Source organism: Desertivirga xinjiangensis (genome assembly GCF_024436435.1).
GTDB lineage: Bacteria > Bacteroidota > Bacteroidia > Sphingobacteriales > Sphingobacteriaceae > Desertivirga > Desertivirga xinjiangensis.
Genome location: NZ_JAFMZP010000001.1, coordinates 914,814 through 930,399, shown reverse-complemented (window position 1 = coordinate 930,399; position 15,586 = coordinate 914,814). Strand labels below are relative to the sequence as shown.

The following is a 15,586-nucleotide window of genomic DNA, read 5'->3' as shown; positions in this document are numbered from 1 at the left end:
CAACAATAAAGTATTAAGATTAAGATGCTTCCATCTTTTTTGCTTTTGTTGCTGCCGGACTTTCAGTTCCTTCGAAGGCTTTTATATAGAGCTGTTTAAGTTCACTGATCAAAGGATAACGCGGATTGGCTCCGGTACATTGATCATCAAAAGCCTGTTCAGACATACCATCCAAACTTGCATAGAATTTTGCTTCCGATACACCGAAAGCTTTGATAGAGCGCGGAATACCGACCTTCACTTTCAGGTCCTCAATAGCCTTAATTAACAAGTCAACTTTTTCCGCATCCGTTGTACCTCCCAGGTTCAGATAATCGGCGATCCTGGCGTATCTCCATCTTGCATTCGGGTATTTGTATTGAGGGAAGGCTGCTTGTTTGCGAGGATTTTCGACAGCATTGAAACGAATCACTTCAGTGATCAGCATTCCATTTGCAACTCCATGCGGAACATGATGAGTGGCCCCTAATTTATGTGCGAGCGAATGACATATTCCCAGGAAGGCATTGGCAAAGGCCATGCCGGCGATGGTTGATGCATGAGCCATTTTCTCACGGGCCTTTATATTAGTTGTCCCTTCGTTATAAGCATCAGGAAGATATTTAAAGATCAGGCGCATTGCTTCCAACGCTAAACCGTTGCTAAACTCGGAAGCCAGGACTGACACGTAAGCTTCCAGGGCATGAGTTAAGGCGTCGATACCTGATGCTGAGGTTAGACTCTTCGGCATGTTCATCATCAATTCTGCATCGACAATTGCAATGTCCGGAGTAAGCTCATAATCAGCCAACGGGTATTTAATATCCGTATTCTCATCAGTGATCACCGCAAAAGGGGTAACCTCCGAACCTGTACCAGCAGAAGTAGGAATGGCTACGAAAAGAGCTTTTCCTCCCATTTTCGGAAAGGAATAAACCCTTTTTCGGATATCCATGAAGCGCATAGCAAGGTCCTCAAAGCGTTCTTGCGGATGTTCATATAAGACCCACATAATTTTTGCCGCGTCCATTGGAGATCCCCCACCGAGAGCAATAATAGTATCCGGCTTGAAGATAGCCATTTCAGCAGCCCCTTTTCTGGCAGTAGCCAGTGTTGGATCTGGTTCTACATCAAAGTAAACAGTATGTTCAATGCCTAACTCATCCAACACCTTTGTAACATGGTCAATAAATCCTAGCTCATACAACACCTTGTCTGTTACTATAAATACCCTTTTTCTGTTCAGATCCTTTAATTCTCTCAAAGCGACGGGAAGACATCCGTATTTGAAATAAACTTTTTCCGGAACCCTGAACCAAAGCATATTTTCTCTTCTTTTTGCTACGCTTTTTATATTTAAAAGATGTTTAACTCCAACATTTTCTGATACCGAGTTACCACCCCAGCTACCGCAACCCAAAGTCAATGATGGTGATAGTTTGAAATTAAAAATATCGCCAATCGCTCCCTGAGAAGAAGGCATATTGATGATAGTTCTTCCTGTCTTCATGGCAGCACCAAACTTTTCAACTCTTCCCTGACTGACCACAGCATCCGTGTATAAAACCGACGTATGACCAAAGCCTCCGAGTTTCACTAACCTCACTGCTTTATTCAGGGCTTCGTCAAAGTTTCTGGCCTTATACATGGCTAACACCGGCGATAATTTTTCATGAGAAAAAGGCTCCTCAAGTTCCACCGATTCAACCTCTCCTATAAGAACCTTAGTCTCTTCAGGCACAGTTATACCCGCAAGTGCGGCGATTTTAGCTGCAGATTGTCCAACGATGTTTGCATTCAATATTCCATTAATCAATAGAACAGCTCCAACTTTACTCACTTCATCTTTCTTTAGCAGGTACGCACCTCGCTCCTCAAACTCTCTTTTAACTTCCTCATAAACTTTCTCAACAACAATTACGCTCTGTTCAGATGCACAGATCATCCCATTGTCGAAAGTCTTCGAAAGTAAAACTGAATTTACGGCCATTTTTAAATGCGCTGTTTCATCAATGATGGCAGGAGTGTTCCCGGCTCCTACACCTATCGCAGGTTTTCCGGACGAATAAGCGGCCTTGACCATGCCGGGACCTCCGGTAGCAAGGATCAAGTCAGCCTGAGCCATAACAATCTGTGATAGTTCGACGGAAGGATCTGAGATCCAGCCAATGATTCCTTCCGGTGCACCGGCTTTTACGGCAGCGTCCAGCACAATTTTTGCCGCGGCAATGGTTGAACCTTTAGCTCTTGGGTGAGGTGAAAAAATAATACCATTACGTGTCTTTAAAGCAATAAGGGCTTTGAAGATCGCCGTAGAAGTTGGATTTGTAGTGGGTACCACCGCTGCTATCACACCAATAGGTTCCGCGATCTTAACGATCCCAAAAGCTTCGTCGTTTTCTATAACGCCACAAGTCTTCTCGTTCTTATACTGGTTATAAATGTATTCCGATGCGAAATGGTTCTTGATCACTTTATCTTCCACCAAACCCATACCCGTCTCCTCTACAGCCATTTTTGCCAATTGAATCCTGGCATTATTGGCCGCAATAGCTGCCTGCCGGAATATCTCATCAACCTGTTCCTGGGAAAATGTAGAAAATTGTCTTTGCGCCTCTCTGATTTTTTCGATTTGCTGAAGTAGTTTGTCTGAATTATTTGCTTTCATAATTGTGAATTAATGACATCTCTGCCTGAACTTATTTGGGGTATAAGCAATCATAGAGTGACTGACTATTACTTCTATAAAGTTCGTGTAAAGTATACACTAAGCGTATGATACACATCAAAGCCTGAGATGATAGTAATCACCAATAAAGCTTATTTCAGAATAACATTGTTGAAGTACTTCTCAAAGATAGCTTTGGTAACCTGTTTGCTTTCTTCAGACGGGGAATTCGTATCCTTTAGCGGATATTCCAGATTCATCAATTGCCACTTATGCATACCTAATTGATGAAAGGGAATTATCTCTACCCGATCGACAGTTTTATATTCAGCAAAACGCTGTGCCCACTGCTCAATAAATTCAAGCTGGTCAGACCATCCTGGTACCAGAACATACCTCAACCACATTCTTTTGCCCGTAGATTCCCGGTACTCAGCAAGAGCAAGCGTATTCTTATTTGACTGCCCTGTTAATTCCCTGTGCCACTTATCATCAATATGTTTAACATCCAGAAGTAACAGGTCTGTGTGTTCCAAAAGTTCGTGAACCTCGGGCGTATTTAAACGGCCATTTGAATCAAGGCAGGTGTTAATCCCCTGCTTATGTAGTTCTTTAAAAAGTGGGTAAGCTTACTCCGCTGAAGCAGCGGCTCACCCCCGGATACAGTTACACCTCCCTCGGCGCCAAAGTAATTCTTCTGGCGAACAGCTCTTTTTACTAATTCCTCTATTTCAACAAGAGTTCCACCCTTCACATCTATCGAATCGGGATTCTGGCAATAGAGACAACGAAACTGGCACCCCTGTACAAAAACGACCATTCGTATTCCGGGGCCATCATGGGTACCAAAAGTTTCGAGAGAATGTATTCTTAGGTGTTCCGGATCATTAACATTCAGCCGGGCGGCTTCAATGTCCTGTAGGGGAAAATACATCTTTATATTATGTTATGGTCAATATAACAAAAGAGTCAGGCCGGTTTAAGGACCTGACTCTATCGAACTAAAAAACAACATTACCTACAAAGTTTCATGGAATGTGCGGGTAATTACTTCCAGCTGGTGAGCTCTTGAAAGCCTTACGAAATTCACCGCATAACCAGAGACTCTGATTGTTAGTTGCGGATAATTTTCAGGGTGTTCATAAGCATCCATCAGCGTTTCTCTGTTTAAGACGTTAACGTTTAAATGGTGAGCCCCTTGTTTAAAATAACCTTCCAGCGTATGGGTGAGATTATTTACCTGCTCGTCGCGACTGTCCCCAAGTGATTTCGGAATCATTGAAAATGTATTGGATATTCCGTCCTGGGCATCATTATAATCCAGTTTACAAACAGAATTTAAAGAGGCTATAGCTCCGCTGCAATCGCGGCCGTGCATCGGATTTGCTCCTGGCGCAAATGGCGCGCCTGCTTTTCTTCCATCTGGAGTAGCACCGGTGTTTGTGCCATACATCACATTAGAAGTAATTGTAAGCAAAGACAGCGTTGGAGTTGAATCTTTATAGGTCGCATGTTTCCTGAGCTCAGTTATAAAGAAAGAGGTTACTTGCTTAGCTATATTGTCCACGCGATCGTCGTCATTACCATACTGTGGATATTCACCTTCTATTTTAAAGTCTACTGTTAATCCATTTTCATTACGAACAGGAGTTACTTTAGCATATTTGATCGCTGCAAGAGAGTCGGCAATTATGGAGATCCCTGCTGCGCCATATGCGATGTCAATGTGAGGGTCTGTATCCACGAAGGCCATCTGAGCTCTTTCATAATAATACCTGTCGTGCATATAATGGATGATATACATTGCTTTTGCATATACCCGTGCAAGCTCAGACAAGGTGCGTTTGAATACATCCCACACAACATCATAGTCAAGAACACCATCAGGAATTACCGGGATATTTTTGATCACTTCAACCCCATCATGTTCTTCCCTGCCCGCGTTCAATGCAATCAATAAGGCTTTAGGAAGGTTTGCCCTGGCGCCAAAGTGTTGTATAGACTTTCCTATTTCCTGATATGAAACACAACACGCGATACCATAATCGTCTGAACCGCGGCTTCCGCGCATCAGATCATCATTCTCATATTGAATTGAAGAAGTATCAATAGACACCTGAGCACAGAATTTTTTAAAGCCTTCAGGAAGGTTTTCCGACCAGAGAACTGTTAGATTAGGCTCTGGAGAAGCACCCAGATTGTATAAAGTTTGCAAAAAGCGGAATGATGTCCGTGTCACTTTAGTGCGTCCGTCATGGAAAGTACCGCCTATAGATTCAGTTACCCATGTAGGATCGCCTCCAAAGATCTCGTCATAAGAAGCAGGGCGTAGGTGTCGAACCAGCCGTAATTTCATAACAAACTGGTCTATTAGTTCCTGAGCACCTTCTTCATCTAACAATCCTGATTCTATATCACGCTCTATGTAGATGTCGAGGAAAGATGAAACATTACCCAAAGACATGGCGGCACCGTCCTGTTCCTTAACCGCTGCAAGGTACGCGAAATACACCCATTGCACGGCTTCTGCGGCATTTCCTGCCGGACGACTAATGTCAAACCCATAAGAGGAAGCCATTTTTAGCATATCGTTTAAAGCACTGATCTGGGCGTTAATTTCTTCGCGCAGACGTACTTTATGCTCAGTCATTTCACCTTCAACCTTAGCCAGATCAGCTTTTTTGAATTTGACGATCTGATTTACACCATACAGTGCCAACCTCCGGAAATCACCTATTATACGGCCACGGGCATAGTTGTCAGGCAAACCGGTTAAAACGTGTTTAGAACGAAATGCACGGATCTCAGCGTCGTAGGCACTAAATACCCCCTCATTATGATTTTTTGCATAAGTGAATATGTCTAGCACACGTTCCGAAACATTTAATCCTCGTTCCTTTACAGCTGATTCAACCAGTTTGACACCACCAAAGGGCTTCATTGCGCGTTTAAGCAGCTGATCGGTTTGAAGACCAACAATTACCTCATCCTCTTTTTTAATATATCCTGGTCCAAAGGCCGTAATATTTGAAATTGTTTCAGTATCAATTGCCAGAATTCCATTATTCTGTCTTTCCTGCAATAAAGAGAGTTTGCTTACCTCCCATAACCTGTTTGTTCTTTCAGAAGGCCCACGAAGAAAGGTAGCATCGCCGGTATAAGGCCTAATATTTTTTACTACGAAATCATAAACATTGATAGCTGTATTCCATTCACCGGATTGAAAAGGGATACATGTGACATCTGTTTCCATACTATTGTGTTTTTATATTTTCAAAAATACAGGGGTAATGGCCTGATAAGAATGATCTGCATCACGATCCGGGATGATCTTTGATCTAAACAGGAGTTCTTTAATGAAAAGCCCCGGACTTTTGGGGATGCCCGGGAACTTTTACTAACCAAACTAACCGAAATCGTTTATTCATTTATTTAATCGACAAAAGCCGAAACGTTCAGATCTTCGTTTTCCTTATCGCCCAAATTTAGCTCAGCACGTTTTATCTCTAACCTGATCAGGAATGATATCAAAAGCCCTAGTAACAATAACCCTGCAAAGCCATACAGGACTCCATTGTAACTACTAGTTGCTGTACGAATCCAGGCCGCCAGCAAGGGTCCGGCCATCCCGGCAGCAGCCCAGGCGGTTAAAATATATCCGAGTATTGTTCCGAGCTCTTTAGTACCGAACATGTCGCCGATATATGGGGGAACCGTTGAAAAGCCAGCCCCATAACAGGAAATGATCAAAAATATAACACATTGAAAAAGTACAGGATGATGGATACCCGGAAGGAAGAAATAGGCGATGATCTGTATTATAAAAAACAGGGTAAAAGTGTTTGGTCTGCCGATAAAGTCAGAGAATGTCGCCCAGCCTATACGGCCTCCACCATTAAATATTCCCATGAAACCCACCATGGCGGCTGCAGCAACCGCACTCAGTCCAGCAAAATCCTGCGCCATAGGTGAAGCCACTGAAATGATCGTTATCCCACAGCTTATGTTAATAAAGAACATAGCCCACAGATACCAGAAGCGTCTGGTTTTGATAGCTTCATTTGCCGTCAGCCAGCCTGCTGCATTATCCGTTCCACTCTTTGACAAAACCTTAGTCTGCCCCCCACCGGGCGACCAGCCTTCAGGGGGTGCAGCAAGGTAACGGGAAGAAAGAAAGATAACCACAAAATACGCTGCTCCCATTATAAAAAATGTATTATCTATACCAACAGCTGGAATCAGCTTAACCACCAGGGGGCCGCTGATAAGCGCGGCAAAGCCGAATCCCATAATCGCAAGACCGGATGCCAGTCCCCGCTTGTCGGGGAACCATTTAACAAGGGAGGATACCGGTGTAATGTATCCGATACCCAATCCTATACCTCCTAAAACGCCATAAGACAGGTACAAAAGTGGCAGTGAGGCCATTTTGATGGCCAGACCTGAACCTGCTATACCTGCACCGAAAAAAATGGCAGCCAGCAACCCCGATTTCCGTGGACTCTGTTTCTCCAGGAAACGTCCAAGAAAGGCTGCAGAAATACCCAGAAAAAAAATTGCTAAACTAAATGTAAATTGTGTTTCCTTTAATCCCCATCCCAGCTTCTCTATTAAAGGTTTTGTGTAAACACTCCATGCGTAAACAGATCCGATACTTATATGTATACCAACTGCAGAAGCGGCAATTAACCACCTGTTCTTCACTCTTGTCATACCTTATTTTAATTGATATCAAAGTAACAGAGCCTTTGATAAACAAGGAATGATCTTGGTCATGTTAATAATTGATTAAAGTTCTCTTTGTAAAAATTTTTCAAAAAAAAGGCTGCCCTAAGGCAGCCTGTGATAAAAAGGTTTGTGAATATTTTTGGCTATTCGGACACACGCGGCATAAGTGCGCGAGCGGAAGCAGCCTTCAAGCAAACAACAATCGAAGAAATCAAATCATGCCTGGCAAAGCAGCTCAACACATTGATTCGCAATTTCAAGCTCCTCGTTAGTAGGAACTATTAAAACTTTTGCCGGAGAGTTTTCAACGCTAATTTCACGAATTCCCGGGCCACGCAATTTATTTTTCTCGATATCCAGCTGAATACCGAAGAACTCCATTTCGCTGCAAACTAATTCCCTGGTATAGGCATCATTTTCTCCTACACCGGCTGTGAAAACAATGGCATCCAATCCGCCAAGTGCTGCTGCGTACGATCCAATATACTTTTTGATCCGGTAAGCATACATATCATAAGCCAGCCTTGCTTTGTCATTGCCTTCATTCATCGACTTAGTAATATCCCGCATATCACTATACCCGGTTAAACCAAGCATACCGCTGCGCTTATTAAGCAGATTGCTCACCTGTTCTATATCATAACCCAGGTGCGACACCAGGTGGAACACCACTGAAGCATCAATATTTCCGCTCCTTGTACCCATTACCAGGCCGTCCAGAGGACCCAATCCCATACTGGTGTCTATGCACTCGCCGGCTTTAATAGCCGCCATGCTGCAGCCATTCCCCAAATGGATAGTAATAACTTTGGCATCCGGATTATTCAGATATTGCAGCGCCTGTCCCGATACATACTTATGACTGGTTCCATGGAAACCATACACTCTGATACCATAGTCCGTGTAATAAGATTCCGGAATGGCATAACGATAAGCCTTCTCGGGCATGGTTTGATGAAAGGCTGTATCAAATACAACAATTTGGGTAGCCTTTGTGAAGATCTTTTCGGCTACTTCGATCCCCAGATAGTGCCCCGGATTATGCAGAGGTGCAAGCGGAAACAACTTTTTTATCTCCTCTTTAACCTGTGGTGTAATAACTGTAGTTTCCGAAAAGCTCTCTCCTCCATGCACCACCCGGTGCCCTACTACCTCTATCTCTTCCGGATTTTGTATAACTCCTATTCCCGGCTCTGTCAGCAGGTGTCCAACCTCAAGCATACCAGCCTCATGATCCGCCAAATCTAAAACCCTGCTGATAACTTTTTCTGAACCATCTGCATATACCTTATGGGTAATGATGGAATTTTCCAGTCCTATTCTCTCTACGAGGCCGCTGCAGATGGGCTGTTCCGAGGGCATTTTAAACAACTGGTATTTGATGGAACTGCTGCCTGAGTTAATTACAAATATATTCATGTATAAGATTCATTTTAAGCTTCCTGACTTTGAATAGCGGTGATAATAACCGTATTAAATATATCGTCTACAGTACAACCCCTGCTCAGGTCGTTCACAGGCTTATTTAAGCCCTGTAACATAGGGCCGATTGCTAAAGCTCCTGTTTCCCGCTGAACGGCTTTATAAGTATTATTTCCTGTATTCAGATCGGGGAAGATTAGAACACTTGCCTGACCGGCTACCGGAGAGTCAGGCATTTTTTGCTTACCAACAACCGGATCTACCGCCGCATCATACTGGATAGGCCCTTCAACCTTCAGATCCGGCCGTTTTTCTTTTACGATCTCCGTGGCACGGCGCACCTTATCCACATCCTCGCCTGCCCCCGAAGTGCCCGAGGAATAAGAAAGCATAGCTATTCGAGGTTCAACACCGAAACGTTTACTCGTTTCCGCTGAAGAGATGGCTATCTCAGCCAATTGTTCCGCAGTCGGATTGGGGTTCACCGCACAGTCGCCGAAAACTGAAACACGGTCCTCCAGGCACATAAAAAACACTGAAGAAACCGTCGATATTCCGGGTTTGGTTTTTACAAACTGCAGCGCAGGTCGTATCGTATGCTGAGTAGTGTGTGTAGCCCCCGATACCATGCCATCGGCATGGCCTTTGAAAACCATCATTGTTCCGAAATAAGACACGTCTGTCATTAAATCTCGCGCCATTTCGAGGGTGACGTTTTTGTCCTTTCTTAAATGGTAAAGCGTGTTCACATAATCATCATAGTACTCGGAATTTGCCGGATCGATGATCTGAATTTTAGCGGGATCCGGTGTAAGACCCAGTCGTTTAAACGAGGCAGCAATGTCTACCGGGTTACCTAAGAGCGTAAGCGTAACCACATCCTGTGCAATCAAACGCGCGGCAGCTTTTAAAACACGGTCGTCATCTCCTTCAGGCAAAACAATGTTTTTTATTTTCTGCTTCGCCCATTTACCCAGCTGATACTGGAACATGTGAGGTGTAATTCCTTCCGATTCGTAGGTTACAATCTTCTTTTCGAGAGAAGAAACATCCATGTGTTTATTGAATGTATCTATAGCGAGCTGGATCTTCTTCACATTATCCGGCGTAATCCGCGGTTTCACAGCAGCTATATCAGTAATCGTTTGAAATGTGCCGGTTTTTACAGACATAATCGGGACCACATTCTGCAATCCATTTATTAAACGGACAATAGGCTCTTCAGGTTCAGATCCAGCAGTAAGAACAATGCCGGCAACCTTTGGATAACTGGTTGAAAGATTGGCCTGCAAAGACCCTATAATAATATCACCGCGGTCCCCAGGAGTAACGATCAATACATTCTCTTTAATGTGATTCAAAAAGTTTGGAACGTGCATGGCTCCCGTAACGAAGTTATCCACCTGGTTGGAAAGATATTCCTCACCAAACAGCAATTTTCCATTTAGTTCCTGGTATATATCCTTAATTGTTGGACTTTCAAGCCCCTTATCAGAGGGGATCACGGCTAGTATCGTACCTGCCGGTAACTGACTCTCCAGCAAGCGCCGAACATCGTCGGCTTGCTCCTGCTCAATTTTATTGGCAACAATAGCCAGCACCTGAATTTCCCTCGCTTCAAAATTCCGCAACATGTTTAGAACGTCGTTGACGATCTGTGATGTAGTTTTTTTTCCACCGGAAACCACAAGTATGGCGGGGGCACTTAAGTTTTTCGCGATCCTTACATTGGTTTCAAATTCAAAAGCCGCTCCTTCTCCCTCAAAATCGCTGCCTTCCAGGATGGTGAAATCATAGTTTTCCTCCAGTTTTTTGTACTTACTGATAATCGTATCGATCATCTCCCCCTGACTTTCACTTTCGAGATGCTGCATCGCCTCCTGGCGCGTAAACGCATAAACATCATCGAAATTAACCGGCAAATTGAAATGTTCTATGATGGTCTGGATATGGACATCCTTAATCTCCCTGGGATCATGATTTATGATAGGTTTGAAGTAACCAACCTTCTGAGCCTTTCCCAGCAACATATTGACCAGGCCCAAAGCGACAATTGATTTACCGCTGTAGGGCTCTGCTGATGCTATAAAAATTGTTTTAGTCATACTCTTAAACTTATGCGCAAATTACGGGAGCATCTGATCCGAATACTATGACTCAGGTCATTTTTGTTCATGATCCTTCCCCGTTATTGCCGGGAACAAAATAAACGGTTTCAGGTTCGTTATCTCAGGAATTATTTTTGTGTGATAGGCTCGATGCTCACCACCTCTATTCCATATCCCTTCAATCCGGCCCTTTTCTTGGGATTGTCTGAAAGCAATCTCATCTTCGATATGCCAAGGCTTCGTAATATCTGAGCACCGATACCGTAGTCTCTCTGATCAACAGAGGGCGCTTCACCATTTACAGCAAAACCGTGCTCTTTGCCATTATATTTATATAGTTTGTTTAGGAGACTGCCTCCAAAACTTTCGCGGTTCATATAAATGACAACGCCTTTACCTTCCTTGTCTACCCGTTCCATAGATTCATGCAATAGATTACTGCAGTTACACAGGCACGAACCAAAGATATCTCCCGCGATACAAGATCGGTGAACCCGGACTAAAACCGGTTCTTCAGGTTCCCACTCTCCTTTTATCAAGGCGATGTGATGATCACCGCTGTCCAGTTGTGTATAGGCTACCATATCAAAATTACCCCATTGAGTTGGCATCTTTACAGACACTTCCTTTTTAATCAAAGTTTCTGTGCGGAGACGATAGGCTATCAAATCTTTGATGGAGATGATCTTAAGCTTAAACTTTTGGGCTATTTCCAGAAGATCAGGCAGGCGGGCCATCTCTCCATCCTCTTTCATGATCTCTACAATCACTCCTGCAGGTTCAAGGCCGGCAAGCACAGCCAGATCCACCGTGGCCTCGGTATGTCCGGCCCTTCTTAACACGCCTCCATGTAAAGACCTGAGAGGGAAAATATGTCCTGGTCTCCCTAGTTCGGCCGGAGCAGTCTGTGGATCAATTAAAGCACTGATAGTTTTGGACCGGTCAGAAGCTGAAATGCCAGTGGTACAGCCTTTGCCGATCAGGTCGACAGAAATTGTAAAATTGGTTTCGTGTGTGGCTGTATTTTTTCCGACCATTAACCCTAACTCCAGTTCGTCACACCGTTCTTCTGTTAAAGGTACACATATTAAACCTTTGCCATGTGTTGCCATAAAATTGATCACTTCAGGCGTAGCAAAACGAGCTGCGACCATAAAATCACCTTCGTTTTCGCGGTCGTCATCGTCGACTATGATCACCACCTTACCGAGCTTAATATCATTTATAGCCTCTTCTATAGAGTTTAAGATATTTTCCATTTTAACAAATCTAATTTTTTTATGAGATATAGTTTAGTATTCAGGGAAGTATTGAGAAAATATCCAGAGTTTCTTTCGAATTTTTACGATTTATCAAGAAAAAGAATATTTCATTGAATTACAAAGATCAAACCGCACTTAATAAAATCATCCTAGCCATTGACAAAACTTTTTATTTCGATATATTTGAAAAACCAAAAATAAACGAAAGAAAACGAAAATTTCAAATACTTAGTAAGAACCAAATTTGATTTCTTCGTCATCCTGAACTTGTTTCAGGACCTCTTGAATAAGCTGAAGCGCTACACATAGTTCAAGAGATGCCGAATCCTGAACTTGATTCAGGACTGGCATGACGACAGCAACATTTAAAAACACATTGCCGGCTTGCCGGCAATCACAACAACATATATGCTTCCTAACCAAAGAAGAGATAAAATACTGGAACTTCTCAAAGAAGACGGTTCTGCTAAAGTGATCAACCTCGCCAAAGTATTTAAGGTGACAGAGGTAACGATCAGGCAGGATCTGGAAAAAATGGAAAAAGATGGCTTGTTGTTTCGTGAACATGGAGGTGCTCATCTCAAGAACATTGAAGATCAGGTGCGCAGCCTTTCATTAAGCCACCAGGATAATCTTGATAAAAAAGAAAGGATAGCCACCAAGTGCCTCGAGTATATTGAAAGCGGCGACAGCATTATCCTGGATTCAGGATCTACTACCACAGAGATCGCCAAAAAGCTGAAGGGATTTAAAAACCTCAGGGTGATCACCAATGCATTAAACATTGCAATGATGCTCGGCGCAGAACCAGGGATAGACCTGATCGTCACCGGCGGGGAATTTAAGCCTCCCACCTTGTCTCTTACCGGACAAAAAGCAGCCGACTTTTTCCAGGGCCTTAACGTCCAGAAACTATTCCTGGCAACCGCTGGACTGTCGCTCAAAGCAGGACTCACTTATCCGAGCATCAGTGATATTGTAGTTAAAAAAGCTATGATTGAAGCGGCGGAAACGACATTCCTGGTAGCCGACTCTACAAAGATCGGCAAAACTTCTTTCGCAAGCCTTGGCGCATTATCGCTGATCAACTACGTCATTACCGACTCAGGCATCAGTGAGCGCAACAAAGAGCTTTTCGAAGACAATGAAATTGAATTAATTCTAGCAAAATAAACCTATATGAAAGAAAAGGCAAGCATCGGGATCATTATCGGAAACAGAGACTTTTTTCCCGATAAGTTAGTATCTGAGGCACGTTTGGATATTATTGAACAATTTGAGAAATTAAACCTGAACTACGTGATCCTCGACGAGTTTGAGACTAAACTCGGAGGTGTGGAAACGTTCAGAGACGCACAAAAATGCGCTTCTTTATTCAAGAAACACGAAGATGAGATAACCGGAGTACTGGTGATCCTTCCAAACTTTGGCGACGAACGGGGTGTGGCTGAAACTTTAAAGCTTTCAGGTTTAAATGTTCCTGTACTTATTCAGGCATATCCTGACGAATTGAATAAGCTCGATGTAGCCCGCCGGAGAGATTCATGGTGTGGCAAGATATCCGTTTGTAACAACCTTTATCAGTATGGTATTAAATACACCATCACTGAAAAACACGTGATTCACCCAAAAGATCCTGCTTTTGCGCAGGAGTTACTGAACTTCGTTGCTGTCTGCAGAGTAGTAAGAGGCTTACGAAAAGTACGAATTGGGGCCGTTGGTGCAAGGCCAGGAGGCTTTAACACCGTTAGATACAGCGAAAAGATCCTTCAACGAAATGGCATATCAGTTACTACAGTCGACCTTTCTGAAATTCTTGGCAGGGCGAATAAACTAGACAAAGACCATACTGAGGTTAAAGCTCACCTGGATAAAGTACTTGCATACGCATCCAGGGGAAACACTCCCGACGAGGCGCTGATCCAGATTGCCAAACTCGATGTGGTACTCAACCAGTTTATGGAAGAAAATTACCTTGACGCTACTGCCATACAATGCTGGACATCCTTGCAACAGAATTATGGATGCAATGTATGCACCAGCATGAGTATCATGAGCGAAAACATGCTCCCGAGTGCCTGCGAAGTAGATGTAACAGGAACATTGAGCATGTACGCCATGCAGTTGGCATCGGGTTCGCCAAGCGCCCTGGTCGACTGGAACAACAACTATGCTGATGATGACAGCAAATGTGTGCTATTCCATTGCGGAAACTGGGCCAAATCCTTCCTGCCGGATATTCAGATCAGCAACGCACCAATCCTTGGGACCACCGTGGGCGTCGAAAACACCTACGGTGCACTGGACGGCCGGACCCCGGCTTCGCCCCTTACCTATGGCCGCATCAGCACAGACGATCCAAAAGGAATCATTAAAGCCTATATCGGCGAGGGGTTCCTTACAGACGATGCGCTGAACACTTTCGGAAACCGGGCCGTGGCTCAGATACAAGATCTGCAAGGTTTAATGCAATATGTTTGCCGCAACGGGTTTGAACACCATGTGGTGATGAACGCTTCAAAAACAGCAGGGATTTTAGAGGAAGCCCTTGGAAATTATATGGGCTGGGAAGTATACCATCATAAATAATTAACATTTACACTATGACTGAAAACGAACTGGCTCAAAAATCCAATCAATATCGGCAGCGGATATTGAAATATATTGTTGGTGCTAATGCAGGGCATACCGGCGGAAGCTTATCCTGTATAGATATCCTCAATGTACTATACAACTACACCTTGAATGTCAGCCCGCAAAACTTTTCATCGCCAGACCGCGACCGCTACATTCAAAGTAAAGGACATTGTGTGGAAGCGCTTTTCGTAGTGCTCGCCGACAAAGGCTTCTTCCCTGAGGAGGACTTAAACACCCTTTGTAAATATCAATCGCACTACATAGGCCATCCTACCAAAAAAGTTAAAGGCGTAGAGCAGAATACCGGTGCACTGGGGCATGGATTACCCATTAGTGTAGGTAATGCCCTCGCCGCTAAAATGGATGAAAAGGATTTCCGCGTGTTCACACTTATGGGCGACGGCGAACTTCCTGAAGGTTCAAACTGGGAAGCTGCTTTAACAGCAGCACATTACAAGCTGGATAACCTTTGTGCCATCATTGACAAAAACTCGCTTCAGATAACTGGCTCCACGGCCGACGTATGCAATACCGATCCCATAGACGAAAAATTTGAAAGCTTTGGATGGGCCGTTAAACATGTCGACGGCCACGACCTCAAAGCATTGAAAGAAGCGTTCGACAGCCTCCCTTTTGAAGCGGGAAAACCGAGTCTGGTTATCGCGCATACGGTGAAAGGCAAAGGAGTAAGCTTCATGGAAAACCAGATCAGCTGGCACCATGGCGTACCATCCAAAGAACAGTATGCAGATGCCCTTAAAGAATTAAGCGAAGCGTTATAA

Annotated in this window: 11 protein-coding genes; 3 read left to right on the top strand and 8 right to left on the bottom strand. The window is 43.8% G+C overall.

Translation table 11 applies throughout. The features are described from left to right. Window positions 1–19: 19 nt before the first annotated feature. From adhE to ribB, 8 genes are all read right to left on the bottom strand, one after another. On the bottom strand, window positions 20–2,647 hold the full coding sequence (gene adhE, locus J3P37_RS03845) for a bifunctional acetaldehyde-CoA/alcohol dehydrogenase (protein WP_256009682.1): 2,628 nt from the start codon (window positions 2,645–2,647) through the stop codon (window positions 20–22). Between the two features lie 152 nt (window positions 2,648–2,799). Then, window positions 2,800–3,183: a pyruvate formate-lyase-activating protein gene (locus J3P37_RS03840; protein ID WP_369414046.1), complete on the bottom strand. Its 384-nt coding sequence runs from the start codon at window positions 3,181–3,183 to the stop codon at window positions 2,800–2,802. 23 nt (window positions 3,184–3,206) lie between these two features. Then, on the bottom strand, window positions 3,207–3,581 hold the full coding sequence (locus J3P37_RS03835; RefSeq protein WP_256009681.1) for a 4Fe-4S cluster-binding domain-containing protein: 375 nt from the start codon (window positions 3,579–3,581) through the stop codon (window positions 3,207–3,209). A gap of 84 nt (window positions 3,582–3,665) precedes the next feature. Further along, window positions 3,666–5,900 carry a formate C-acetyltransferase gene (gene pflB, locus J3P37_RS03830; RefSeq protein WP_256009680.1) on the bottom strand — a complete coding sequence of 745 codons (2,235 nt, stop codon included), beginning with the start codon at window positions 5,898–5,900 and terminating at the stop codon, window positions 3,666–3,668. Window positions 5,901–6,079: 179 nt separating this feature from the next. Beyond that, the gene (locus J3P37_RS03825; RefSeq protein WP_256009679.1) at window positions 6,080–7,360 is read right to left on the bottom strand and encodes an L-lactate MFS transporter; all 1,281 of its coding nucleotides are present in this window, start codon (window positions 7,358–7,360) and stop codon (window positions 6,080–6,082) included. Window positions 7,361–7,591: 231 nt separating this feature from the next. Further along, on the bottom strand, window positions 7,592–8,794 hold the full coding sequence (locus J3P37_RS03820) for an acetate/propionate family kinase (protein ID WP_256009678.1): 1,203 nt from the start codon (window positions 8,792–8,794) through the stop codon (window positions 7,592–7,594). Between the two features lie 14 nt (window positions 8,795–8,808). After that, entirely contained in the window at window positions 8,809–10,902 is a 2,094-nt protein-coding gene (pta, locus tag J3P37_RS03815; RefSeq protein ID WP_256009677.1) for a phosphate acetyltransferase, read from the bottom strand. A 131-nt stretch (window positions 10,903–11,033) separates the two neighbouring features. Then, window positions 11,034–12,164 carry a 3,4-dihydroxy-2-butanone-4-phosphate synthase gene (gene ribB / locus J3P37_RS03810; protein ID WP_256009676.1) on the bottom strand — a complete coding sequence of 377 codons (1,131 nt, stop codon included), beginning with the start codon at window positions 12,162–12,164 and terminating at the stop codon, window positions 11,034–11,036. Window positions 12,165–12,575: 411 nt separating this feature from the next. Between ribB and J3P37_RS03805 the strand changes: the two genes are divergently transcribed. From J3P37_RS03805 to J3P37_RS03795, 3 genes are read left to right on the top strand one after another with little or no spacing between them, the layout of a single operon-like run. Beyond that, window positions 12,576–13,340 (top strand): DeoR/GlpR family DNA-binding transcription regulator, encoded by a 765-nt coding sequence (locus tag J3P37_RS03805; protein ID WP_256009675.1) that lies wholly within the window; start codon window positions 12,576–12,578, stop codon window positions 13,338–13,340. A gap of 6 nt (window positions 13,341–13,346) precedes the next feature. Next, entirely contained in the window at window positions 13,347–14,756 is a 1,410-nt protein-coding gene (locus J3P37_RS03800; RefSeq protein ID WP_256009674.1) for an L-fucose/L-arabinose isomerase family protein, read from the top strand. A 14-nt stretch (window positions 14,757–14,770) separates the two neighbouring features. After that, window positions 14,771–15,586, top strand: coding sequence for a transketolase (locus J3P37_RS03795; protein WP_256009673.1), 816 nt, complete (start codon window positions 14,771–14,773; stop codon window positions 15,584–15,586).